Genomic DNA, 24,342 nt, shown 5'->3' on the forward strand with positions numbered 1-24,342 from the left:
CTCCGGTTCTCGATATCAACCGTTCTCGGCGCGGCCTGACCTGAATCTCAACACACCTTGGGGCGCTACTTCCGGGTCAAACGCCACCCGTCAGGCTCGCCGACAGCAGCAGCAGTCCGAACAGGAACACGAAGGCGGCGCCGCCGATCTCGACGATCGAATGGATGCGGTTGCCCATGCGGCCGTCGCCGGCGAAATACACCGCCCAGTTCTTTGCGGTCACCGCGATCGTCGCCAGCGCCGAGACGGTTATGGCGGTGCCGATCGACATCGCCAGCACCGACAGCAGGCCGCCGAGCCACAGACCGTTGAGCAGGGCGAAGCTGAGCACGATCAGCGCGCCGGAGCAGGGGCGGATTCCGACCGCGGCCACCGCCGTCCAGGCGGTGCGCCAGTCGAAGCGGTCGCCCGACAGCAGCGCCGGATCGGGCGCATGCGAGTGGCCGCAGGTCTCGCAGACCTCGCCCGCCGCGTGCGCGTGATCGTGCGCGCCATGATCGTGGTGATGGTCATGCGCGCCGTGGTCATGATGATCGTGCGAATGGTCATGCCCGTGGTCATGATGATCATGCTGATGCAGCGCGTGCGCCGAATGGCTGTGAGCGGCATGCGAATGGCTCGCGTGAGAATGCCCGGCGTGAGCCGCCGACAGGCTGTAAGCGGGACCTCTGCCGAACAGGCGCAGGATGGAAGGGCCGAGCTTGCGCCACAGCAGCCAGGCGCCGAACAGGGTGACGAAGACGAAGCTCATGATCTCCATGAACCAGGCCGCATCGGTCATCGAGACGGCGGTGCCGCGCAGGACGAAATAGGCGACCGCCATGACCGCGACAGCGGTCAGGCCCTGCAGCAGGGCCGAGACAAACGACAACAGGATGCCACGCCGCAGCGCCACTTCGTTGGCGACCATGTAGGACGAGATCACCGCCTTGCCGTGGCCGGGGCCGGCGGCGTGGAAAATGCCGTAGGCGAAGGACAGGCCGATGAGCACCCAGAGCTTGCTGTTGTCCTGGCGCATCGCCTTCATCGCCGTGGCGAGCGCGCGATAGAACTCCTGCTGCCGCAGGTTGATCCACATCAGTATGTGGGCGAACGGGCCGGTGGTCGGCGCCATGCCATCGTTGACGCCGATGCCGAGCGAGCTCTGGGCATGAGCCGAGCCGGCGAAATGCACCATCGCGAAGCTGATGGCCAACAAGCCGAATGCCAAACGCAGGGACGGTCTCATCACCGGGTTCATCCTTCTGGCTGACAGGTCAGTTCGAGCTTGGTGGCAAAGATCTTGCTCATGTCGGTGCCTGTCGGGTCGTTGAAGAAGGCGTCTGTCAGGGTCTTCTGGTTTTCCTTGATGGCCTCATCCGGGTCGGGGCGGACCACCTTGTCGGTGCAGTTCGGGGGCAGGCCCTCGACCGTGATGTTGGCGTCCTCGGTGAAATCGATCGCCGTGTAGAAGGTCGGATCGTAGACGCCGATATCGATCTTGCCGGCGAGCTTGATCGGCGCCTTCGGTTCGGACTCGAACAGGATGATCAGCTGGTCGTTGTCGAAATTGGCCATCAGATGCGGCGGCGGCGTCATCGGCACGTCTTTGCCGTCCTGGGTGACGAGTTGGAAGTAGTTGAATTCGGCCAGCGAGGCGTGGACCGTGTCGGCGACCTCCTTCAACTCCTTGTCGTCAAGCTTCAGGTCGGAATTCTTGTCGAACTCCATCATGACAGTGCTGGAAAACAGATCGTCGAAGCGCCAGAGATGGCGCAGCGCTTTCACGCTTTGGTGATCCGGGGAGAGGATCACGTCGAGGCGGGCCTCGGCGAAAACGTGCGGATGCACCTCTGCCGGTCCAACGGCGGCCAATGTCGCCGCCAGGGCCGAAGCCAGCATGATTGCGTGCCGTCTCAGATGCATTCGCGGTCGCGATTCCCTTGGCTTCGGAGAGAAGTCGACAGTTACCAGAAAGGGGGCGAAAATGGGACCGCGCCGCAATTGAAGGCGGTCATGCGGTTTCGCGCGTCCTGAACCACTGGACCAGGAAATCGACGAAGACACGCACCTTGGCGGGCAAATAGCGCCGGTGCGGATAGACGGCGAAAATGCCGGCGCCCGACAGGGTGCGGTCATCCAGCACCGTCACCAGCCGGCCGCTCGCAATATCCGGCACGGCGATGAAATCGGGCAGGATGGCAAATCCCAACCCCGACAGGGCAGCAGCCCGCGCCGCCATCGGGCTGTTGACTTCGATCGGGCCGGAGACCGAGACGCTCACCGTATCCTCGCCGTCTCCCTTGAATTGCCAGTTGTTCAAGCCGCGGCCATTGGTGTCGACGATGCAGGGCATGCGGCCGAGATCCTGCGCGCGCACCGGCATGCCATGTTTTGCGATGAGTTCGGGAGATGCGCACAGCCGCGTCGAGAACGGCGCCAGACGCCTGGCGATCAGCGACGAGTTCTCCAGGCGCGAGATGCGCACCGCGAGATCGAAGCCTTCCTCGACGAGGTCGACGAAGCGGTCGTCCAGCTGGATGTCGAGCACGATGTCGGGATATTGCTTGGCGAAGTCGATCAGCGACTGGCCGATCGGCGCGTCGGCGAAGGTGCGCGGCGCAGACAGCTTGATCCTGCCGCGCACGTCGCCGGAGGATTCGCGCACGGCATCGGCAAGACTGTCGACCTCGCGCACGATCTCGGAGGCGCGGCGATAATAGGTGTGGCCGGCCTCGGTCATCGAGAACTGGCGGGTGGTGCGGTTGAGCAGCAGCGCGCCGAGCTCGTCCTCCAGCTCGCGCACATATTTCGACAGCAGCGCCTTGGAGCGGCCGATCTTGCGCGCCGCCGCCGAAAAGCCCTCGGCCTCGACCACGTCGATGAAGGCGCGCATGCGGGTCAGTGTGTCCATGAATCAGGCCTTTCGTGCGGCGTCGAGATTTCGGCCGAGCCGTATCAGGGCAATGTCGCCGCCGGAACGGCCAGCGACAGGCCGGCCCACCGGTATCTTGCGAGGGTGCAGAAGGGGGTCGAGAGGGTCGTGCGTGCCTGTCATCGTTCGATATCCGGATACGGTGAAACCAACATTGTTCGATGCCGGAATTTTTACAACCTACGATACGATTTTTATTGATTGTGAATCTCTCTGCCCCTATATCGCGCTTGCCCAAAGTCGCACGTGCCTGTGGGTGTCCGCCGATCCTCTGAATGGTGAGGGAAATCGGTAAGGTAACTGGAGCCAACCCCTCCAGTCGGTTTAGCGGCCAACCGCCAGACCGAGGACACCTTGAAGCAACGACGGTGCGGGCCTTTCTGGTTCTCTGCCGGTTGTCCAAAGACCGGGGTTACTGAAGAGGCACACCATCATTGCCGGCAGTGCGGAACGGGGTTCTCCCAGTCCAAGCCAAGGCAGACAAAGCGAACCGAAGCCGGGCAAGGCCAAGGTTCATCGCCGCGAGACGGCGTTTCATGGTTCCGGGGTCTCCACCGGCTGGTTCCATGGATTTCCGTCCCGCCTTTGTCCACCGCGTGTTCGCGAGGCCGACAGCCCGCGTCCGCACCCTTGTGCGCGCCGAAAGGCGTGATGGAGAAACCCGATGGCCACGCAGCGCATCCTCGACTTCCTCGCCACCCGACGTCCGACCGGTCCTTGCCTCGTCGTCGACCTTGATGTCGTGCGCGACAATTTCCGCGCCTTCGAGAAGGCGCTCCCCGATTCCAGGATCTACTATGCGGTGAAAGCAAACCCGGCGCCGGAAATCCTGCGCCTCCTTGCTGCGATGGGCTCGTCCTTCGACACCGCTTCCGTTGCCGAAGTCGAGATGGCGATGGACGCCGGTGCGCCGGCGGACCGCATCTCCTTCGGCAACACCATCAAGAAGGAGCGCGACATCGCGCGCGCCTACCAGCTCGGTATCAAGCTGTTCGCCGTCGATTGCGTCGAGGAGGTCGAGAAGATCGCCCGCGCCGCTCCAGGCGCCCGCGTGTTCTGCCGCGTGCTGACCGATGGCGAGGGCGCCGAATGGCCGCTGTCGCGCAAGTTCGGCTGCGTGCCTGCGATGGCCGTCGACGTGCTGCGCCATGCCAAGGCGCTCGGGCTCGACGCCTATGGCGTGTCGTTCCATGTCGGCTCGCAGCAGACCGACCTGACGGCCTGGGATCGCGCGCTGGCCGATGCCAAGACCGTGTTTTCGACGCTCGCCGAAGAAGGCATCGTCTTGAAGATGGTCAATATGGGCGGCGGCTTCCCGACGCGCTACCTGCGCGACGTGCCGGCGGCCCAGGCTTACGGCCAGGCCATCTTCTCGGCGCTGCGCAAGCATTTCGGCAACGCCATTCCCGAGACGATCATCGAGCCGGGCCGCGGCATGGTCGGCAATGCCGGCGTCATCAAGTCGGAAGTCGTGCTGATCTCGAAGAAGGCGGACAACGACAATGTGCGCTGGGTGTTCCTCGACATCGGCAAATTCGGCGGCCTGGCCGAGACGATGGACGAGGCGATCCGCTATCCCCTAGTGACCGCGCATGACGGCACGGAAACCGCGCCTTGCGTGCTCGCCGGCCCGACCTGCGATTCGGCGGACGTGATGTATGAGAAGACGCCCTATCCGCTGCCTCTGTCGCTGACCATCGGCGACGAGGTGCTGATCGAAGGCACCGGGGCCTACACGACCACCTATTCGGCGGTCGCCTTCAACGGCTTCGAGCCTCTCCGATCCTACGTGATCTGACGGTTCGAAAGAACCGTCAGATCATCCCAGGTGGGCGTTTGTCGCCCATCCGGGCTCGCCTGTGGAACAGTCTCCGCTCGTGAAGGGATCGCGGAAATGGACATTGCAAATTTCGTTGTCGAAGGCGCTGCGCGCGACATCTCCCCCTCAGATGGGGAGATGGGCGCGAAGTGGCCGGAGGGGTTTGTCTCAGCCGCCTCGACGTCTCTTGGACCGCATGGGGCTAGCGCTTCACGCGCGGCGAACCCCTCTGTCGCCTTCGGCGACATCTCCCCCTCGAGGGGGGAGAGTGCCCGTGCTTTCGCCATCGTTGCCGAAACGCCTGATGACATCGCGGCGCGCGAGGCGTTGCTCGATGCCGCCATGGGGCCGAAGCGCAAGACGAAGTCGTCGGAGAAGCTGCGGCGGGGCCGGCGGCCCTCGGAAGGCCTGGCTTTCGTCGCGCGCGACGCATCGGGCGCCGTGATGGGCACGGTGCGGCTCTGGGACGTCACGCTGGGCGAGGGCGGTCCGGCAACACTGTTGCTTGGGCCCCTGGCGGTCGCTCCTTCGCTCAAGAGTGCCGGCATCGGCTCGGCGCTGATGCGCCATGCGGTCGCCGAAGCCGCGCGTCTCGGCCACGCGGCGATCCTGCTGGTCGGCGACGCGCCCTATTACGGCCGCTTCGGCTTCTCAGCCGCAAAGACCGGTTCGCTGGCCATGCCGGGCCCGTATGAGCGGCATCGGCTGCTCGCGGTGGAACTGGTGGAGGGCGCGCTCGACGGCGTCCATGGCACGCTGAAGGCCGCGGGGCGCAAGCTGAAGGCGCCGACGCTGGCGGCCTGAGGCGCTGAGCCCCAAACGAACGAAAAACGCCGCCCGAAACGGCGGCGTTTTCGTCCCGAGAACAGTCTCGGCGGTCTTCTGTCTCAGCCGATCAACTGGCTGAGCGCCATGGCGACAGACATGTCGCCTTCGACCTTTATCTTGCCGGTCATGAACGCCATGGTCGGGTTGAGATCGCCCGATATCAGCGAGTCCAGATCGTCGAGCGAGAGCTTGATGGTACAGTCGGCGGGGCCGTCGGTGGTCGAGACATCGGCGCCGTCGATGACGATGACGCCATCGCTGCCGGTGTCGAATTTCACGGAACGATCGAACCCGCTGCTGGCCACGCGCGACCTGATCTTGTCGGCAATCTCCTGAACGCTCACGCTGTTCTCCTGTCTGGTTGCATCTGCCTGTTCGGTTGCATCTGCTTATCTGGTTGCATCTGTCGCGCCACGACACATCGATCCGCCCGAGGGCCATGCATCTTCGCGGCCACGGTCGCTGCCGCATATAGCTTTGGATTGACGTTTACGTCAACGCGAATTGCAGGGCCTGGTTCCTATCGCCGCACCGGGCGAGGACCGGATCACCGTGCCTGGCCAGTGGCATGCCCGGGGGCTCAATGCGACTTGAAGGCCTTGGTCATCTCGGACGCAGTGGCGCCGGCTTCCTGCCGGCGGCGCAACCAGTTGTCGCGTATCTCATCCTTGCTCAGGAAATTGACCTGATCGACCAGAACCTCATGCACCAGTGTGGCGCCGACGCGTGTGTTGACGGTATCGCGGATCGCGGCGCGGAAGGCGTCGAGGTCGATCGTCTCCTTCTTGGTGAAGTCGATCTGCGGATTGGAATACAGGTAGGAATAGACCTGGTCGGTGATCAGTGCCTCGGCCGGGATCGACAGTTTCTTGATCTGCTCGGGTTCGACCGTGTAGACCAACTTGGTCAGGAAATAACCGTCGATCCTGGCGTTGCGGATCAGCGGCACCGAGATGACCTCGGTCTTGACGTAGTCCAGCCCGCCCAGCATCGGCTTCGGCTTTTCGCCGACGCCGCGTTCGCCGGCGGCCTGGAACGAATAGAACACCGCGCCGAGGGTGGCGACGCAGATCCAGACCGCGATGGCGATGACCTTGACCATTCAGGCACCCGAGCCGGCGACCACCGCGCGCTAACCGCGCGCCCGGCCGAACTCGCCGGCGGAATAAGTGCCGTCGGTTTCGGCGCGCTGGATGGCGGTGCGCAACAGGCCAGCGACCTCGTTGACGGCGCTCAGATGCGCCAGGATCGCTGCCTCGTTCTTCGCAAGCTTCTGGCGAAGCCGGACAAGGCCTTCGCGGTGCTGTTCGAGGAACTCGGCTTCGCTGCCGCCGCGCATGGCACGGGTCAGTTCATAGAGATAGCGGCTCTTGCGCGCGTTCGATGCCTTGAGGTCGTAGCCGGTGTCGCTGCGCAGCCCGGCCGTTTCTTGCTCGACGACTTCCTCGATGCGGCCGATGATGGCGGCAAGGTTTCCGGGCCGCGCGAGTGCGACCGGGGCTTCCGATGTGGCCGTGCGCGCCGGCAGGTTGGCGGTGAATTCCGAAAAGTCGGCCATGGCGTTTCCCAGTCTAGATCTTGATGTCTGTCTTTGTGGTCGTTTCATCGCCGGTCATGGACCTGGCGGCCTTGCGCTGCAGTTCCTGGACGAGCGAGGTGGACAGACGGCTCTGCCGGTCGATCTCGGTCTTTTCAGGCCCGCCGGAGACCGGGCCGATCGGCACCTTGCGCTTGCCTTCGAGATAATGGTCGGCGAGCAGCGACTTGGCGATGCCGATGCCACCACGCTCGGCCATGACGTCGGCGACGCGCTCGGCGAGCTGCGATTTCCACATGTCGCCGGCCAGGCCCTTGCCGTACACGCCCTCGGTGTCCTTGGGCATCATGTTCTGGATGAAGGTCTGGAGCACCATGGCTTCGAATTTCTTGAACTTCTTGGATGGATCGGCCGCCAGGGCCTGGTCGGCGGTGGCGCGCGAGAGCATCGTCTCGGCCGAAGCGGCCTCGACCGAAAAGCTGCCGGCAACGCCGCCCGCATGCCTGGTCAGTGCGGCGCGCGCGGCCGCGAGATCCGCCGGCTCGGCTGCTCGGACAACATCCATCACGATGTCGCTGGGTGGAGAGATCGCCAAGAAAGTCCGCCTTTTATCGGTTTTCCTTGGCCAGACCATGCCTCAACAAGCTTGTGGCAGGCTTGCGGGGGGAGGGAGCAAGGTCAGGGTTCTCTGCATCCAAGCCGCGTAGCCAGATTTCAACAACGCATGTCGCGTAAAAAGTGGCTTCCGGTTTTGCGAGAACGACCTGCAGACGGCGTCTCGCCCGAATCCGTTCGAACGCGAGGGGCTTCAGGACGGAGGAAGACCGGCCCTCGACAGCATTTCAAGGAACCGGGAATGGTGATGATCCTTCACATAGCGCGGCACAAAGCCAGGGCAGACATTGCTCAGATTGAGATGTGGAAGTTGTGACAGGCAATGATGGATGGCCCGCGACGCTTCATCGCGATTGCCGGTTGCGGCCGCGGCTGCGGCCCAATAAAGCGCGCCACGAACGAAGCCCGGCTTTGTCCTGACCACCTTGCGCGCGACCTCGAGCGCCCGCTGATCGTCTCCGCCGGCAAACAGCGCCATAACGAGCCCGTGGTGACGCCAGTAGTCGATGACGTCATGGGTTCCCAGCCGGATCGCCTCGTTCGCCTCGCGCACGGCTTCGCTGACCTGCCCGCGCAGCGCGAAGAGCATCGCAATATCGCCGTGGCCGCTCGGATAATTTGGGTTGAGGCTGATCGCGTGCCGGCATTCGACGATCGCCTCGTCGATACGACCGCAACTTTCGAGAGCAAATGACAAGATGCACCGGGCAATTTCATCGTCCGGCACCGCCCGCACCGCGGCCTCGGCAAGCGCCAGCGTATACTCGATATTGCCCTGCTCGCGGGGCAGCGCGCCAAACGCGATGCCCATGGAAATCATGATCGAGAGCGTCCGCTTCGCACGGGCGTTGTCGGGCCCTGTCGAGAGCGCCTTCGTCGCAAGTTCCATCCCGACCAGCAGCGAGTCCTGGGTCATCTCAAAATATTTCATGAGCGCCTCGTTCACCAACCTGCGCACTTCAGGGGGACCAGGCGGACTCTTGTCGCGGACCTTCCAGTTGGTCAGTTGAAGTTCGAGGATCACCGCCAGAACGACGGACTGGGCGATCCTGTCCTGGAATTCGAGCGCATTCTCGGACTGGCCGTCGAACTTCTGGGCCCAGACATGATGACCGCCGACGGCATCGACAAGCTGGATGTTCACCCTCAGCCCATTGCCGGATCTCTGGATGCTGCCGCTGAGCACATATTGTGCGCGCAGCGCTCCCGGCGCTTTACCTTCCTGGCGCGGGCCGATCTTATCTGTCGGGGGAACCGCGGAGAGCACGACATAGTCGGCCACCTCGGAAAGGGCTGTCGTGATGTCCTGGACCAGTCCCTTGGAGAAAAAATTGTCGCCTTGTTTTCCGGTCAGATTGGTGAAGTCGGCAACGCCGATGGAGGGGTGTCCGAGACGATGGCTGGCCGCAACACCACTTGCCGACGGTGCGTGTGACGCCGTGTCGGAAGTGAGCAGCAGGGACTGCCATAGTGCCCGCGTCTCAGGGCCGGCTTCGACGCCGAACTCCTTCTTCAGCATGCTTCTGCAAGCCTCGTATGTCCTGAGCGCCTTGTCGCGTTGACCACAAGCAAGGAGCAATTCCATCTTGAGCCGATAGGATTCTTCCCGCGCCGGATCCATAGCCAGGACGCGATCGGCCAGGACGAGGCCCGCTTCAGCGTCGACGAGGCGAGCCAGTTTCTCGAACGATTCAAGCGCACGACCGAGCAACCTGTCGCGTTCCGACGCGACCCAGTCGTCGAAGCCATTGCTTCCCACATGGAGACCGTCGAGGAACGGGCCGGTGTAGTTCGCCAGAGCCTTTTCGAGTTCCTGCGCGGAGCGGGCCGATAAACCCGTCTCGAACTCCTCCACATCGACCCGGAACGCCTCTGGCCTGAGGTGGATCAACTCTCCGGTGGAATGGATAAGATCGACACCCGAGAGATCGCGGCGCAGGACGCTGAGCGCTTGGCGAAGACTGTTGCGCGAATGTTCGCCATCGCTGTCGCCCCATAGCAGATCAGCCAGTCTCTCCCGCGTCGCTGCCATGCCCGGACATCGGGCCAGATAAGCAACGATTGCCGGGCCGCGTTTCCCGACCAGTCGAAGCGGGCCAGTTGTTTCAATACGGAAGCCGCCGAAGAGTGAGATTCTATTTGCAGCGCCGCCGTCGTCACTTTGCATCTGCTGCCTCAGCCTGACGAAATTCTAACGCAAATCTAACGTTCCGCAATCGTCCGTCACCGCGCTTCAAGCGCTCCCGTGACGGCAGGTCATTTAGACTTCGCTAAATTAGGCGGCCAAGTCAACGCAATGCTTGGTTCAAGGGGGGCGCGTGTCCAGAACAAGAGCCAATTTGCTGCTGCTCCTTGCAGCCGCATTGTGGGGCTTCGGCAACGTCTCGCAAAAGACGGTGCTGGTCCATCTCGACGCCATGAGCGCGGTAAGTCTGCGTTGCCTGATCGGCGGGCTGCTGGTGCTGCCCTTTGTCTTGACCGAAAGGCGAGTGGCGATCGGGGCGGGCTATTTTCCGAGCCTGGCCAGGGTGGGCGCGCTGTTCGCCATCTCCATCACGCTTCAGCAGCTTTGCTATGTCGGAGCCTCGGTCACCAATGCAAGCTTTCTGGTGAGCACGGCAACCGTAATGACACCTCTGGCCGCCTGGTTGCTCGTCGGCGAGCGTCCGACAGCTGGCCTCACGATCGCTGCCGGGCTGACCCTGGTCGGAGCCCTGCTTTTGTCGGATGGGATCGGCGGCCTCGGCAGCGGCGATCTCACCGCCATCCTGTCGGCTGCCTGCTATGCGCTCTGGGCGGTCGAGCTCGGCCGGCACATGCAGGCCCATGCGCGGCCGTTCACCGCCGCCGCGGCACAATTCCTCGGCGCCGCAGTCTTCGCCCTGCCGCTCGGGGCAATGCAAGGCAACCTGTCGCTGGCCGCCGCATTCGCAGCCGGCCCGGAATTGGCGATACTCGGCGTCTTCTCCACCGCGATAGCCTTCGGCATACAGACGGCTGCCCTCCGCTTCACGCCGGCCAGCCACGCCGCCGTGATCGTCAGTGCCGAAAGCGTCTTCGGGGCGCTGGGCGCGACGATCTTTCTGGGCGAGCGGAGTTCGTGGCCGGGCGCCTTGGGAGCAGCGATCATTCTCGGTGCGATCCTTTCCGTGGCACGATCGAACCGAGCGCCGCAGGCACGTGCGTCCTTGCGGACCGCTTCGAACCAACGCTTCGACATTGCCCCTGCCTTTGCAACAGCGCCGGCAAGCGGGGCAGGCGAACGCCGCGTCAACAGTTCAGGTCCGGTGGAGGAATGCGATGACCACTGCCGCTGATGCGAACGTCGCCGTATCGAGCGCGGCCGGACAGGCCGCGGGTGCGCTGCGATGAACGCGTGGACAGTCCTTCTTCCGCTCGCACATTTGAGATCGGCCCTTGGTGCCCGCATGAAGGGACCCGGCGGCTATTACAACAGTGGCAACGCGCTTGGCCTCATCGTAGGTCTTGCAACCCAAATTGCGGCCGCGCCAGTCGGCCAGCATGAGGAAAGCGCTGTCATCGCGGCGGTGATGGACTATTTCGCGGGCAGCCATGGCACTGTTGCGCTCACCTTGGCTACCCTCGTCTTTTTCTGGGGCGGCGAAGCCTACCACCGGGCTTGGGCAAAGCCGGATGTTCCCGATCCCGCCCTCAATCGTCTGGGCGACTTCCTCTCGGGATTAGGCGCAATCGGGCTCGGCATCGCGCTCTTGCTGCTCGGCGACCCGTTGCTTGCGGCGACCTCCGGCTTGCTGCATGCGCTCGGCAAGTTCGGCAGCACCTTTCACAGGCCGGGCAGGCCGGTTCCGGTGTGGCCGACCGCCTGGCCCGATCCGTTCCGCAGTGCGGTGCTCGCCAGCAGGTTGCCGGCAGTGGTGGCGACAACCGTCGCCCTCGGCCAGGCTTTGCCGGTGGTCTGGTCGGGCGAGTCCTTCGCGGCACTCATCATGCCGCTGACGTTACTCGGCTGTTATCTTTTGTGGACCAAGGCCGATCTGCTGCTGTTCGGCGTCGGGTCCAAGGTCCCTCGTCAAATTTCCACATGTTGAAAATGGGCGGCTTTGACAACGATCGGTTGTCGCGATGGAGAATGGCATGTTTATAGGTATGTATCAGGACGCCGGTCCCTCTTCTGGAGCGGTCTCCTTTCGCGGGCGGGTGCAGCCGATAGGCGGGGCCAATCTTTTTTCGCCCACAAAGCCATCGGGAAGGGGGCTGGCAAGGCGAGCCAATTCACTCCTGAGACTGGCGGGGATACTTGCAGCTTCTGCGTTCTGGAATCTCCCGGCGCATGCGGCGAATGTCGACGTTGCCATCGTGTTCGCGGTCGACTTCTCGTCATCGATTGATCCAAAGATCGCCGATCTGCAACGCGAGGGACATGCCGCGGCACTCACGTCGCCCGAGATCATCGCCGCCATCGGCCGGAATTACGTCGGCTGCATCGGCGTGGCCTACTTTGAATGGTCGAGCCCCGGACACGCACGCACCATACTGCCGTGGACAAGCATTTGCGGACTGGAAGATGCAAGAGCGGCGGCGGCGGAGATCAGCAGGAAAGGGGATACCGGCGTCATCCGTCGAGGGCGATCCGGAACATCGGTTTCCTCGGCTATCGACATTGGCAGTCTTCTGTTGGACCAGTTTCCTGGAAATGCCGCCAAGAAGGTCATCGATATCTCTTCCAATGGTGAGAACAACGACGGACTTCCTGTTCAGCCGAGCAGGCTGAACGCCATTGCCAAGGGATATACGATCAACGCGATCGCCATTCCCACCGAAGGCGACGATCCCGGCAATTCGCTGGCATCCTATTTTGCCAAATCGGTCATTGGCGGTTCCCAGGCCTTCGTCATGACGCCGAAAGGGCCAAACGATTACAGCACGGCGCTTCGCCGCAAGCTGGTCACAGAAGTAAGCATGAACAACGAAGGGCAATTCCCGCAACCGGCGGACGAGCGCTCTTCCCAACCGTAATTCCGGACAGTGGCGCATTGCTGCACGCACGCGTAAGGGCCGAGAGCAGACGGCGGCTCCTGGCATCAGCAAACACAGCTTCCAGGCTGCTCGGCTCGACGCGCCGAGCCGTCAACTGACCTGAATACGGCGGTCACCTGTCCGTTGCTCTCCCGACAGGTATGTTTCTTGGCGATCCACGGCCCCTCGTCGATCTTGACCTCGGCCCGGTCGATCGGCGGCGCACCCCAGGCGGCTCGACGATCCGACAATCGCTGCCGACAGGAGTCACCCGAGCCGGCGCCGATTTGAGGCTGGCTCAGCCGCGGCGACCCTCATGCCACCGCGGCGGTGGGACGCGGCTCATCCGATCGAGCGGAGCACACCACCGTCGACGCGCAGTGCGGCGCCGGTGGTCGCCGAGGCCTGCTCGGAGCAGGTGTAGACGACCATGTTCGCGACTTCCTCGGTTGTCGCGAACCGGTTGATGAGCGTGGTCGGACGCAGCGATTTCAGGAAATTATGCTCGGCGTCCGTTTGCGTGATGCCCTGCTCCTTCGCGGTGGCCTTCATCCAGCCGCCGAGAATCTCGGAGTCGGTCGGCCCCGGCAGGACAGCGTTGACCGTGACGCCGGTGCCACCGACAAGTTCGGCCAGCCCGCGCGACACGGCCAGCAACGCGGTCTTGGTCATGCCGTAGTCGATCATCTCCTTGGGGATAGCGAGCGCGGACTCGCTGCTGATGAAGACGACCCGTCCCCACCCGCGCTCGACCATACCCGGCATATAGTGGCGCGCGGCGCGCACGCCGCTCATCACGTTGAGCTGGAAGAGGTCGAGCCATGCGGCGTCGTCCTGCTCGAAGAAGCCATTGGGACCTGCAGTGCCAACATTGTTGACGAGGATGTCGGCATCCGGCGCCTGCGCCGCGAGCGCCGCCGAGCCCTCGGCCGTCGCGAGATCGGCGGCAATGCCGGTGAGGTCGGCGTCAGGCAGCAGCGCGCGCAGTTCCCGGAGCGTCGCGGCGACCCGCTCTTCCGTACGTCCATTGACGACGACGGCGGAGCCTGCGCGCGCGAGCCCTTCGGCGATCGCGCGGCCGATGCCGGCGGTCGATCCGGTGACGATGGCCTTGCGGCCCTTGAGTTCGATGTTCATGCCCTTGATCTCCGATTATAAATGGCCGGACGACCGGACAGATGGCCCGGAGGTCAGCTGATGCCGCTCAGCTAGATGAGCCGCGCGAGCGCGCGCAGGCGTTCCGATGTTAGTGCCGAAGGGCGCCGAGCCGGGTGCTTGCCACGCACACCGCCATTTCCTGGCGGCCGAACATACGGGCCAATGCCTGGCCAACAGCCCCAAATCTCATGGTGGAATAGCTCATCGCGCTTCTCCTTCGGGCGGACGCATCGCCGCTGCCTCACGCCAAGAGGTAGGCATGCCCAGGCGCGCTATGCAGTCGGAAGATACGCATTACGGTGGTGCGAAATCGCACCGGAGGCTTCACGTGACGACGCGAACTTCTCCATGATCGACCGGCTGGGACGACTATCCGTTACTTCCTCGCAGTCGCGCGCGGCGGTTCGGTCCGAGCGGTGAGCGATGGATCAGGCGCCGCTGCCCGCATGGTTCAGATGGCGACTGTCTCGCGAACCTGATCGGCCGCCGCATCCAGAAAAGCCTGCGCGAGGTCGGGGTCGTTGACCACCCGCGAGAGCATGACCGCGCCGACCATTGTCGAGAGAACGGCCATTGCCTTGTCGCCGGCCTTTTCGCTGTCGTCCTCGCCAACCCAACTGCCGAGCATCTCGAGGTACTCCTTGATGCCGGCCTCGAATGAGGCCTTCACCTCGGCGCCTTGCCTGGCCGCATCCGAGCCGAGCGCGACGACCGGGCAGCCGTCCATCTTTTCCGCGCGATGATCCATACTGAGGTAGAATGAGATCACCCCGTCGAGCGGTTTCCCAGGGTTTGCCGCGGTCGCGGCCGACCACTTGTCGGTGGCGCTTTCCATCGCGCGCCTGGATGCCTGCGCCGCCAGGTCGTCCTTTGACTCGAACTGCTTGTAAAAGGCGCCCTGGGTCAGCCCGGCGCCCTTCATCAGATCCTTGAGGCCAATGCCGTCAAAACCTCGCTCCCGAAAAAGGCGGCTTGCCACATTGATCACGGTTTCGCGGTTTTCCGCGGCCTGAGTGCGACTTACGCGCATCGCCATCTCCTTTTTTAGATTGCATTCGTAATCTATACATTATATAGAGGTCGAACGCAATCCAAAAAAGGAGATATGAGATGATCCGCAAAACCCTGAGTGCGTCCGTTCTGGCCGCGATGTTTCTTGCGAAACCGGCTTTTGCCGAGGAAGCGACCATCGGACGCCCGATCGAAGCTGCCAGCCTGCACGAGGGACAGCTCGACATGGTGGTCTACTACGTCCCGGTCAACGGCGGCCTGCTGGAGGTCACCGCCACCTTCGCGCCGAAGATCGGAGGTGATCCGCTGCGCTTCGTCATGGGCCTTGCTGACGGCGACTCCGTGGCCTTTTCCATGCCGGGCCACCAGGATTCGCTTTACGCGTTCTCAAGGTCGGGCGAGGAGGTCACGATCTCGACCGAGACCGACACATACCTGCGAGCCGACGCGACAATGCGCTGACGCGCAGACCGTGCGTGGCGTCGGCTGCGTCCGAACAGCTCGCCACAGGTACCTTCGATCGCGCTACCGAATGAGTTGGAGGAGAGTGATATGCTATATAGCTATTTTGTCGAGAAATCGATCCGAAAGAGCTTCGATGACGTCAACAATCATCGCTGGGATGCGGCGGTGAAAGCACTCGCGCCGCATGTCCATCATCGGGTTGGCGGCGCCCACGCGCTTGGTGGAGAGCGCCACGACAAGGAAGCCCTGCGCCGCTGGTTTGAACGCCTCGGCCGTGTTCTGCCCACCCTCCGTCTCAGGGTCAATCACATCTGGGTGGAGGGCTGGCCGTGGCATACCACTGTGTTTGCCCAGTGGGATGGCACCGCGACCCTGCTTAACGGCGACACGTCGTACATCAACCGAGGTCTCCACGTGTTTACCCTGCGGTGGGGCAGGGTCCATGCGCTGGAGGAATTTTACGATTCACAGGCAGCGGCTCGCGGTCTTGCCGTCCAAGCGGCAGCTGGCCTCGAGGAAGCTGCCGCCGAGCAGATAACAAGTTAGCTGAAACGTCGCCTTTTTACGATCCTCCGCAATGCGGAGGCTCGGCACATTCTTCGACAGGCTGTACGGGCGGCTTCTGGGTAGACGCGAAATTGCATCCATAGCCCGTACGAGGCGCAAAGCGGTCAGTCAGGATTCCGCTGCGAAGGCTTGCTTTGCGTCCAGACCTCCTCCTCTACTCCTGTCCCCGCTTCTGCGCGATCAGATCGAGGCGTTCGCGGTCGGAGCGTTCGCGTTCGTCGCGGTTGCGCACGTCCTTGTAGGCGCGCTCGACCATGTTGGTGCGCGCGGTTGCCGACGCGACGAGGCCGGCCTCCTTCCTGGCGCTTTCGAGGTTCGCCTCCTGGCGCACGACGGCCTGGGCGATGCGGCGGTGGTAGAGATCGGGGAAAAGGCCGGAGAGGGAATTGTCCTTGTCGAAATGCTCGACCAGTTCCTTGGCCTCGGCTTCGGCGGCATTTGCGGCGGCGAGGAGGGTGGCGTGGCGCGTCTCGTGCAGCGCCTTCAACTGTTCCTGAACCTTGACCAGCTTCTTCAGGCGGTCCTTGCGCGTGCTCATGTCACCTCGCCAGCGTCAGGTCGACAAAGCCGTCGACGAACAGCGACAGCATGGAGCCGACGGCGAAATAGAAGATGAGCATGCCGCCGGCGATGACGAAGGGCTGAGAGATGAAATAGATCGGGATCTGCGGCGTCAGCTTGTTGACGAAGCCGATCGTCAGGTTGACGAGAATGGCATAGGCGACGAAAGGGCTGCCGAGGCGGATGACCAGGAAGAAGGTGTCCGACACCGTGTCGGCGACATCGACCAGTGCCGCCTGCGGGTTGAAGAAGACGTTGACCGGCGCGACCGTATAGGACGTCACCAGCGCGCGTATGATCTCATGGTCGAAGTCGAAGACGAACAGCAGCAGCAGTGCCGAGAACGAGATCATGGCGGCGAGCGCCGCCTGCGGTTCGGGCTCCTCGATCGCTGGCCCGCCCGAGCCGCCATAGCCGATCAGCATGGCGATGGCCGACCCCATGAAGCGCAGGGCTTCCATGTAGAGCCTGGTCATGGCGCCGATCAGGCCGCCGACCAGGAGTTCGGAAACGATCATCGGCACCAGGATCTGCGGACGCGGATCGACGAAGGGAAAGATCTTGTCCCACAGGAAGGCGAGCAGGCCGCCGGTGGCGGCGACCGCAACGAACAGCCTGACCTGCACCGGGATGCGGGCGCTGGACAGGCCGGGCATCAGCATGAAGCAGGCGCCGATGCGGCAGAAGGCGAGGAACGCCGCGATGACGACCGCTTGCGAGAGAACGCTCACGATATGGTCCCGAGCACCCTGATCTCGACGCCCTTGGCGATTTCGACATGCGAGAGCACCGGCAGCGTGGTGAACAGCCGCTCGATGATCATGCGCACATAGGGGCGCGCGTCGGGCGCGGTGACGAGGACGAAACGCTCGCCGGCTTCGAGGAATTTCTTGATCGCCTTGGTGGCGTCCTGGCCGAATTCCTCGAGCTGGCGCGGATCGATGTCGAACTCGCGCACCTCGCCCTTGGCGTCGCGCTTGAGGCTCTGGTGGAAGGCGAGGTCCCAGCGGTTGCCGAGACGCAACACCTTGAGCACGCCGCCCTCCGAAAGATCGCCGCAGATCTGCTGCGCCATGCGGATGCGGACATGCTCGACGATCTGCTCGGTGCGGCGCACATGCGGCGCGATCTCGGCGATGGCCTCGATGATCAGGTGCAGGTTGCGGATCGAGACACGCTCGGCCAGCAGCAGCTTCAGCACTGCCTGCAGGCCGGGATAGGAGATGTGCGTGGTGCAGATCTCGTCGGCGAGCTTGCGGTATTCCTGATCCTGGCGCTCGAGCAGCGCCTTCATGTCCTTGTAGGACAGAAGCTGCGGCAGGTTGTTGCGGATGACCTCGGAGAGATGGGTGAGCAGCACCGACATGTTGTCGGCAAAGGTGTAGTTCTCGCGCTTCAGATCCTCGGCGAATGTTTCCATGACGGAATAGGCACGCATGCCGAAGGCCGGTTCGCGGATCTCCTCGCCCGGAATTTCGGGAACGTCGCGGTTGCCGAGCAGCACCATGATCTCCCCGACGCGCATCGAATATTCGGCGACCACCGTTCCGTGCACCTTGATCTGATAGCTTTTCGGCGGGATGGCGAAATCGTCGGCGACGCGCACTTCGGGCACGACGAAGCCATATTGCTGGGCGAACTTCTTGCGCATCTTGGCCATGCGGAAGACCAGCTCCTGATGCGAGACCAGCAGCCGGGTCGAAAGCTGCTTGCCGATCAGAAGCTCGATCTCGGCGGTGGCGAGCGAGGCCTTGACCGAGTTCTTCTCTTCCTCGGCCTTGGTCGCCTTCTCCTGGTTCTTCAGCGCCTCGGCCTCGGCCATGGCCCGGTTGTGGCGCATCGGAATGACATAGCCGAGGCCGGCCATGCCGCCGGCGAGCGCGAAGAAGGGGAAGAAGGGCAGGCCTGGCATCAGCCCGAGCAGCACCAGCAGCGCCGCCGCCACATAGAGCGCGCGCGGATGCGCGCCGAGCTGCCCGAACACGGCCTGGTTCGTCGAACCGCGCGTACCGCCCTTGGAAACCAGCAGGCCGGCGGCGAGCGAGACGATGAGCGCCGGGATCTGGGTGACCAGACCGTCGCCGACCGACAGCTTGATGAACACGTCGGCGGCCTCGCCCATGCCCATGCCGTGCCTGATATAGCCGATGGCGATGCCGCCGACGATGTTGATGGCGGTGATGATGAGGCCGGCGATGGCGTCGCCGCGGACGAATTTCGAGGCGCCGTCCATCGAGCCGAAGAAGGAGGATTCCTCTTCCAGCTCGCGGCGGCGCAACTGCGCTGTCTTGTCGTCGATCATGCCGGCGGAGAGGTCGGCGTCGATCGACATCTGCTTGCCGGGGATGGCATCGAGGGTGAAACGGGCGCCGACCTCGGCGATACGGGTGGCGCCCTTGGTGATGACGATGAAGTTCACCACGATCAGGATCATGAAGACGATCAGGCCGATGACGAAATCGCTGGCCATGACCAGTTTGGAGAAGCCGGCGATGACGTAGCCGGCTGCATGCGTGCCTTCATTGCCGTGCGACAGGATCATGCGCGTGGTGGCGATGTTAAGCGATAGCCGCAGCATGGTAGCGATGAGCAGTACGGTCGGAAACGAGGAGAAGTCGAGCGGCCGCTGGATCCACAGTGCCACCATCAGGATCAGCACCGAAAGGGCGATCGAGAAGGCAAGGCCGACGTCGATGAGAAAGGCCGGGATCGGCAGGAACAGCACGGCCAGGATGATGACGATGCCCAGCGCGAAGAAGACGTCGCGACCGTTCTTGGCCACGGCGCCGGGCTGGATGCTTTCGCTTATCGCCATTCTAGTCCTCGAAAACCGTGGGCTGCCGAGCATGCGACAGCCCGGCGAGGGTAGCTGGCCAAGCTTGCGCGAGGGTGGGAGAGTGGCCTGCCCAACCATCGAAAGGAAATCTCATGCTGCTGGTCATCGGCACGGTTCGTCTGCCACCCGACAAGCTCGAACAGGCAAGGCCAGCGATGGAACGCATGGTTGTCGCCAGCCGTGCCGAGCCCGGTTGCCTCGCATACTCCTATGCGCAGGATGTCCTCGATGCCGGGTTGATCCGGGTCACGGAAGTCTGGAGTGACAGGGCGGCGCTCGACGCACATTTCGCCGCGCCACACCTTGTGGACTGGCGCGCAAGCTGGCCGGCGCTCGGCATCGGCGAGCGCAATCTCGTGCTCTACGAGGCCGGCGACCCGAAGCCGACCTGACCATCGGCGGCCGGACGGGCTCCCTCCCAAAGGGCGCGCGGGCGCCGTCATTGTGGTTGCCATGCGGTGCCGCTCGGCGTATCAGCACGGCAGTGTTTTCAATGCCTTGCTGATGTCGGCGAGCCGCTCCGGTGCTTACCAAAAACCAATCGCCCAGGAATCAACCGCAAGTCTACGCTCGCCGGCTGCGCGCGGTGCTCATCAATTCGATCCCGCTGCTCGAAGCGCGAGGCATAGCGGTTGTCGTCCTTGCCGGCATCGTCGGCGTGATGGCGGGCATACTGGTCACCGCGATGAGCCAGATCGTGCAGGACCTGCACGGGCTGTTGTTCGGCGTGCAGGCCGGCGGCCGGCTTTCGGGCATGTTCTCCCTCGCCCACCCCATGCAGGCCCTGATCCCGGCGATCGGCGGCATCCTGCTCGGGCTGACGGTGATCTGGCTGAGAAAGCGGAGATTCCGCACGCCTGTCGACCCGATCGAGGCCAACGCGCTCTATGGCGGTCGCATGTCGCTGACCGATACGTTCATCATCGCCGGCCAGACCATGCTCTCCAGCGGTTTCGGCGCCTCCGTCGGGCTGGAGGCCGGCTACACGCAGGTCGGTTCCGGCCTGGCTTCGCGGCTGGCGCGGCTGTTCAAGCTGCGCCGCAACGATGTCCGCATCCTGGTCGGCTGCGGCGCCGCCGGCGCCATCGCGGCGGCTTTCGACGCGCCGCTGACCGGCGCTTTCTATGGTTTCGAACTGGTCATCGGCATCTATTCGGTCGCCAATGTGGTGCCTGTCATGACCGCGGCGATCTCCGCCTCGCTCACCGCCGAGATGTTCGGCGGCGTGCCGTTCCCGCTGGAGCTTGCGGGCCTGCCGGCACTCACGGCCAGCCAGTACGTGCCCTTCCTGCTGCTTGGGCTGCTTGGCGGGGCCGCCTCGATCGCCATCATGCATCTGGTGACGCTGGTCGAACGCGCCTTTGCCAAGCTGTCGGTCGATGCCTCGCTGCGTCCCGTCATCGGCGGCGTCATCGTCGGCCTGCTCGGGCTGGTCACGCCGCAGGTGCTGTCGAGCGGCCACGGCGCGCTGCATCGCGAATTCGCCATGAACTATGGGCTGAGCGTGGTGGCCAGCGTCTTCGTGCTGAAGCTGGCGGCTTCCGCGATCTCGCTGGGTTCGGGGTTTCGCGGCGGACTGTTCTTCGCTTCGCTGTTTCTTGGCGCCCTGCTCGGCAAGGCATTCGCCGATGTGATGGCTTTCATCTCACCGTCGACCGGCATCGATTCCGCCGTCGCTGCCGTCGTCGGCATGACATCGCTGGCGGTCGGCGTCGTCGGCGGGCCGCTGACGATGACGTTCCTGGCGCTGGAATCGACCCGCGACCTGACGCTAACCGGCGTCGTCCTGGCGGCCTCGATCATGGCGGCGATCCTGGTGCGCGAGACCTTCGGCTACTCCTTCTCGACGTGGCGCTTTCATCTGCGCGGCGAGACGATCCGCAGTGCCCATGACGTCGGCTGGATGCGCAGCCTGACCGTCGGCTCGATGATGCGCAAGGACATCAAGACCATCAATGCCGACACGACGCTTGCGGCCTTCCGCAAGCAGGTGCCGCTGGGTTCGGCCCAGCGCGTCATTGCCGTCGACGCCGGCGATCAGTATGTCGGCGTGCTGATCGTTGCCGAACTGCACAGCGACCTGTCCGACGGCGAGACGGCGGTGCGCGATCTGGCGCAATACAAGGATGCCGTCCTGGTGCCGAGCATGAACGTGCAGTCGGCCGCCGAGACCTTCCAGCGGGCCGGCGCCGAGGAGCTGGCCGTGGTCGAGGATTTCACCGACCACATCGTGCTCGGACTGCTGACCGAGGGCCATCTGATGCGGCGCTATGCCGAGGAGCTGGAAAAAGCGCGCCGGGACTTGTCGGGCGAAGGGTAGGTCGGGCGAAGGTAGGCTGCCGAGCCGGCCTGGCTGAGCTCGTGCAAGGCGAAGCTGCCGTGGCCAAGCTTGTTCTCCACCCTACATCAGCAGACCATGGCCGACCGCGCACCATATCCGCCGCTCAACACGTTAAAGCTGGTTTCGAAGGACATCTGGATCGTGGATGGCCCGGTCATCCGCTTCGGCATGCCTTGGCCGAAAATGCCGTTTCCGACGCGGATGACCGTCATCCGCGTCAATGACGGCGATTTGTTCGTCCATTCACCCACCTTCCTGACAGAGAGCCTCGAGGCCGAGATCGCGGGATTGGGCAAGGTCCGCTACATCATCGGGCCGAACCGGATCCACTATTGGTGGATTCCGATGTGGCGCAGGGCCTTTGCGGATGCGGGTATCTGGCTGGCACCGGGCATTCGCGAGCAGGCGGGCGACAGGATCGATTTCGAGGCGAACGAGCTTGGTGCCGAGAGGGGCTACCCGTGGGACGATGACCTCAAGTCGCTGCCGGTGGAAGGCAGCTTCATGACGGAGATGGTGTTCTTCCATTCCGTCAGCCGAACATTGATCCTGACAGACCTGATCGAGAACTTCGAACCGCGGAAGCTTGGCTGGCCGTGGCGCTGGCTTGCCAGGGCGGCTGGTGTCGTTGATCCGGATGGCAAGACGCCGCGCGATTTGCGATTGACCTTCCCCAGGGGGCAACTCAAGGCGGCAGTCGAAAAGATGATAGAATGGAATCCGGAACGCGTGATCATGGCGCACGGCCGTTGGTACGAACACGATGGCGTCGCCGAACTGAAGCGCGCGTTCCGCTGGCTGGGTCCGCTCTAACGCTTTGTGTTGATGCAAGCCCGGACGAAAACGTCTTCGCGCTTTCCTTCACTCCTAATGCTCGATCGGTCCCTTTGCCATGACCAGCGCCGTGCCCGCGGTTGTCGGGCGCTCGATCACGCGGCGCACCCGCGGCGGCTCGTCGCCGCTGTGCAGTGCCCGCAGGCGCTCGCCGACCATGGCGTCGGCTTGGGTGATGCGGCCATTGTGCCTGACATATTCGAGCCAGGTCGGCGTGTGGTAGTGCTCGATCCAGATCGCCGGATTTTCGAGATCGCGCGCCAGCGTCCAGTTGCGGGCACCGTCGCGACGGCGGATGCGGCCGCGCTCGGCCATGGTGGCCAGGAACTCCGGCACGTCCTCGTCGCGGATGATGTATTCGATCATGATGGCGATGGGGCCGCTGCGCGGTTTCAGGTCGAGCGCGAGGTGCGGCTCCTTGAAACGGTTGAGCGGATCGAGGTTCAGCACCTGCTGCTGCGGCAGCGGCAGCACGAGGCCGATGGCGCCGCCAGCCAGCATGGCGATGGCCGCCGCAATCAGCGCTGTCCCGGCGCCATGCGCGTCGGCGACGATGCCCCAGATCCAGCTGCCGAGCGCGATGCCGCCGAAGGTCGCGGTCTGATAGACCGACAGCACCCGGCCGACGACCCAGCGCGGCGTTGCCATCTGCACGGTGACGTTGAAGTGCGAAAGCGCGATCACCCAGCACGCGCCGCCGACCAGCAGGCCGAGCGATGTCTGCCAGGCGTTGTGGCTGACGGCGGCATTGAAGGCGCAGACGGCGAAGCCGGCGAAGGCCGAGCGCACCATGGTCTCGCTGGACAAAAGCTGGCGCAGCCGCACGCTGATCAGCGCGCCGCCGACCGCGCCGATGCCGAAGGCGCCCAGCATGATGCCATAGGTCAAGGCATCGCCCTTGACGACGTCGCGCGCCACCAGCGGCAGGAGCGCCAGCACCGCGCCGGCACTGAAGCCGAAGGCGGAGCCCCTGACCAGCACCTTGCCGATGTTGGGCGACATGGCGACATAGCGCAGGCCTGCGCCCATGGCCGCGCCAAGCGATTCGCGCGGCAGCGTCGATGGCTGAAGCTGCGGCTTCCAGCGCGCCAGCACGACGATGAGACCGATATAGCTCACCGCGTTGGCCGCGAAGGCGGCCGCCGCCCCGGCTGCGGCGACGATGATGCCGCCGATCGCCGGACCGACGCTGCGGGTCAGGTTGAAGCCCATCGAGTTCAGCGCGACGGCGGCCGGCACCTTGTTGCGGGGCACGATGTCGCCGACGGAGGCTTGCCAGGACGGGCTGTTCAGGGCCGTGCCGCTGTCGATCAGGAAGGTGAAGGCAAGCAGCGTCCACGGCGTCATCAAGCCGGAATAGGTGAACAGGGTCAGAAGCACCGAGACGACCAGCATGAAGGTCTGGGCGACCAGCATAACCTTGCGCCGGTCGAAGCTGTCGGCGATGGCGCCGGCGACGAGCGCGAACAGCATGATCGGCAAGGTGGTCGAGGCCTGCACCAGCGCGACCTGATAGGGCGAGGTGGCGATCGTGGTCATCATCCAGGCGGCGCCGACGCCCTGGATGAGGCCGCCGAAATTCGACACGAGGCTGGCCGACCACACGGCGCGGAAGATGCCGTGCCGGAACGGCGCCAGCGCCGAAACGCTCTCGCTCTCCGGCTTTTCGTCAATCATAGGAAAGGCCCTGTCATGGCTTGCCGATCGTTGCGGTGATCCGTTTCCCCGGATGGTTTGCCGAAACTATGGCATCGTGCCGCAAAGAGCGAACGTCCTGAAAAAAAGATCATGGTCCAACAAGAGGATAGAGGAGGACCACGCAGCCGTGCGGCGTTGCTTCGACGCCGCGCCGCGGATG

General features: G+C 63.9%; 24 protein-coding genes. 10 read left to right on the top strand and 14 right to left on the bottom strand.

Features of this window, described 5'->3' with window-relative positions:
* Positions 1 to 76: 76 nt before the first annotated feature.
* The 3 genes from FJ490_RS17125 to FJ490_RS17135 form a co-directional block, all read right to left on the bottom strand.
* Positions 77 to 1,240: a nickel/cobalt transporter gene (locus FJ490_RS17125; RefSeq protein ID WP_140729036.1), complete on the bottom strand. Its 1,164-nt coding sequence runs from the start codon at positions 1,238 to 1,240 to the stop codon at positions 77 to 79.
* Entirely contained in the window at positions 1,237 to 1,905 is a 669-nt protein-coding gene (locus FJ490_RS17130) for a DUF1007 family protein (RefSeq protein ID WP_140496255.1), read from the bottom strand. Before FJ490_RS17130 ends, FJ490_RS17125 begins: the two co-directional genes overlap by 4 nt.
* Before the next feature lie 88 nt (positions 1,906 to 1,993).
* On the bottom strand, positions 1,994 to 2,893 hold the full coding sequence (locus FJ490_RS17135) for a LysR family transcriptional regulator (RefSeq protein WP_140496254.1): 900 nt from the start codon (positions 2,891 to 2,893) through the stop codon (positions 1,994 to 1,996).
* A gap of 685 nt (positions 2,894 to 3,578) precedes the next feature.
* Here FJ490_RS17135 and odc2 point away from each other — a divergent pair.
* Together odc2 and FJ490_RS17145 are read left to right on the top strand one after the other, a co-directional pair.
* On the top strand, positions 3,579 to 4,712 hold the full coding sequence (odc2, locus tag FJ490_RS17140; protein WP_140513661.1) for an ornithine/lysine decarboxylase: 1,134 nt from the start codon (positions 3,579 to 3,581) through the stop codon (positions 4,710 to 4,712).
* 267 nt (positions 4,713 to 4,979) lie between these two features.
* A complete protein-coding gene (locus tag FJ490_RS17145) occupies positions 4,980 to 5,537 on the top strand; it encodes an N-acetyltransferase (RefSeq protein ID WP_224646477.1) in 558 nt (185 codons plus the stop codon).
* Positions 5,538 to 5,620: 83 nt separating this feature from the next.
* Here the strand turns inward: FJ490_RS17145 and FJ490_RS17150 are convergent, their stop codons facing one another.
* From FJ490_RS17150 to FJ490_RS17170, 5 genes are all read right to left on the bottom strand, one after another.
* On the bottom strand, positions 5,621 to 5,905 hold the full coding sequence (locus FJ490_RS17150) for an SCP2 sterol-binding domain-containing protein (RefSeq protein WP_140513660.1): 285 nt from the start codon (positions 5,903 to 5,905) through the stop codon (positions 5,621 to 5,623).
* A gap of 236 nt (positions 5,906 to 6,141) precedes the next feature.
* Complete coding sequence (locus FJ490_RS17155; RefSeq protein WP_140496251.1) at positions 6,142 to 6,663, bottom strand: hypothetical protein; 522 nt, start codon at positions 6,661 to 6,663, stop codon at positions 6,142 to 6,144.
* A 30-nt stretch (positions 6,664 to 6,693) separates the two neighbouring features.
* Positions 6,694 to 7,119 (bottom strand): hypothetical protein, encoded by a 426-nt coding sequence (locus FJ490_RS17160; RefSeq protein WP_140496250.1) that lies wholly within the window; start codon positions 7,117 to 7,119, stop codon positions 6,694 to 6,696.
* Between the two features lie 13 nt (positions 7,120 to 7,132).
* Positions 7,133 to 7,732, bottom strand: coding sequence for a rod-binding protein (locus FJ490_RS17165; RefSeq protein WP_181165229.1), 600 nt, complete (start codon positions 7,730 to 7,732; stop codon positions 7,133 to 7,135).
* Positions 7,733 to 7,906: 174 nt separating this feature from the next.
* Positions 7,907 to 9,880: a BTAD domain-containing putative transcriptional regulator gene (locus FJ490_RS17170; RefSeq protein ID WP_140496249.1), complete on the bottom strand. Its 1,974-nt coding sequence runs from the start codon at positions 9,878 to 9,880 to the stop codon at positions 7,907 to 7,909.
* A gap of 151 nt (positions 9,881 to 10,031) precedes the next feature.
* Between FJ490_RS17170 and FJ490_RS17175 the strand changes: the two genes are divergently transcribed.
* From FJ490_RS17175 to FJ490_RS17185, 3 genes are all read left to right on the top strand, one after another.
* Positions 10,032 to 11,030 (top strand): DMT family transporter, encoded by a 999-nt coding sequence (locus tag FJ490_RS17175; RefSeq protein ID WP_140496248.1) that lies wholly within the window; start codon positions 10,032 to 10,034, stop codon positions 11,028 to 11,030.
* A gap of 111 nt (positions 11,031 to 11,141) precedes the next feature.
* A complete protein-coding gene (locus FJ490_RS17180) occupies positions 11,142 to 11,783 on the top strand; it encodes a hypothetical protein (RefSeq protein ID WP_246671678.1) in 642 nt (213 codons plus the stop codon).
* 34 nt (positions 11,784 to 11,817) lie between these two features.
* Positions 11,818 to 12,711 (top strand): DUF1194 domain-containing protein, encoded by an 894-nt coding sequence (locus tag FJ490_RS17185; RefSeq protein ID WP_318012902.1) that lies wholly within the window; start codon positions 11,818 to 11,820, stop codon positions 12,709 to 12,711.
* A gap of 342 nt (positions 12,712 to 13,053) precedes the next feature.
* On the opposite strand, the gene FJ490_RS17190 is transcribed toward FJ490_RS17185, so the two are convergent.
* Entirely contained in the window at positions 13,054 to 13,848 is a 795-nt protein-coding gene (locus FJ490_RS17190; RefSeq protein WP_140729037.1) for an SDR family oxidoreductase, read from the bottom strand.
* A 472-nt stretch (positions 13,849 to 14,320) separates the two neighbouring features.
* Entirely contained in the window at positions 14,321 to 14,899 is a 579-nt protein-coding gene (locus FJ490_RS17195) for a TetR/AcrR family transcriptional regulator (RefSeq protein WP_140496245.1), read from the bottom strand.
* Between the two features lie 80 nt (positions 14,900 to 14,979).
* Between FJ490_RS17195 and FJ490_RS17200 the strand changes: the two genes are divergently transcribed.
* A complete protein-coding gene (locus FJ490_RS17200; RefSeq protein WP_140496244.1) occupies positions 14,980 to 15,342 on the top strand; it encodes a hypothetical protein in 363 nt (120 codons plus the stop codon).
* 90 nt (positions 15,343 to 15,432) lie between these two features.
* Positions 15,433 to 15,891 carry a nuclear transport factor 2 family protein gene (locus FJ490_RS17205; RefSeq protein ID WP_140496243.1) on the top strand — a complete coding sequence of 153 codons (459 nt, stop codon included), beginning with the start codon at positions 15,433 to 15,435 and terminating at the stop codon, positions 15,889 to 15,891.
* A 175-nt stretch (positions 15,892 to 16,066) separates the two neighbouring features.
* On the opposite strand, the gene FJ490_RS17210 is transcribed toward FJ490_RS17205, so the two are convergent.
* Genes FJ490_RS17210 through flhA form a run of 3 tightly spaced genes read right to left on the bottom strand, consistent with a single transcriptional unit; the run spans position 16,067 to position 19,288 of the window.
* On the bottom strand, positions 16,067 to 16,450 hold the full coding sequence (locus FJ490_RS17210) for a hypothetical protein (protein ID WP_140496242.1): 384 nt from the start codon (positions 16,448 to 16,450) through the stop codon (positions 16,067 to 16,069).
* Between the two features lies 1 nt (position 16,451).
* Positions 16,452 to 17,204: a flagellar biosynthetic protein FliR gene (gene fliR / locus FJ490_RS17215; RefSeq protein ID WP_140496241.1), complete on the bottom strand. Its 753-nt coding sequence runs from the start codon at positions 17,202 to 17,204 to the stop codon at positions 16,452 to 16,454.
* Entirely contained in the window at positions 17,201 to 19,288 is a 2,088-nt protein-coding gene (gene flhA / locus FJ490_RS17220) for a flagellar biosynthesis protein FlhA (RefSeq protein ID WP_140496240.1), read from the bottom strand. The genes fliR and flhA overlap by 4 nt, the downstream gene beginning before the upstream one ends.
* A gap of 113 nt (positions 19,289 to 19,401) precedes the next feature.
* Between flhA and FJ490_RS17225 the strand changes: the two genes are divergently transcribed.
* The 3 genes from FJ490_RS17225 to FJ490_RS17235 all read left to right on the top strand — a co-directional run bounded on the left by FJ490_RS17225 (position 19,402) and on the right by FJ490_RS17235 (position 22,463).
* Entirely contained in the window at positions 19,402 to 19,701 is a 300-nt protein-coding gene (locus tag FJ490_RS17225) for a putative quinol monooxygenase (RefSeq protein WP_140556597.1), read from the top strand.
* Between the two features lie 131 nt (positions 19,702 to 19,832).
* A complete protein-coding gene (locus FJ490_RS17230; protein ID WP_140513652.1) occupies positions 19,833 to 21,629 on the top strand; it encodes a chloride channel protein in 1,797 nt (598 codons plus the stop codon).
* Positions 21,630 to 21,725: 96 nt separating this feature from the next.
* Positions 21,726 to 22,463, top strand: a complete 738-nt coding sequence (locus tag FJ490_RS17235) for a DUF4336 domain-containing protein (protein ID WP_140729038.1) — start codon at positions 21,726 to 21,728, stop codon at positions 22,461 to 22,463.
* A 54-nt stretch (positions 22,464 to 22,517) separates the two neighbouring features.
* On the opposite strand, the gene FJ490_RS17240 is transcribed toward FJ490_RS17235, so the two are convergent.
* Positions 22,518 to 24,161 (bottom strand): MFS transporter, encoded by a 1,644-nt coding sequence (locus tag FJ490_RS17240; protein WP_140729039.1) that lies wholly within the window; start codon positions 24,159 to 24,161, stop codon positions 22,518 to 22,520.
* Positions 24,162 to 24,342: the final 181 nt, after the last annotated feature.

The organism is Mesorhizobium sp. B2-5-11, assembly GCF_006440835.1.
GTDB lineage: Bacteria > Pseudomonadota > Alphaproteobacteria > Rhizobiales > Rhizobiaceae > Mesorhizobium.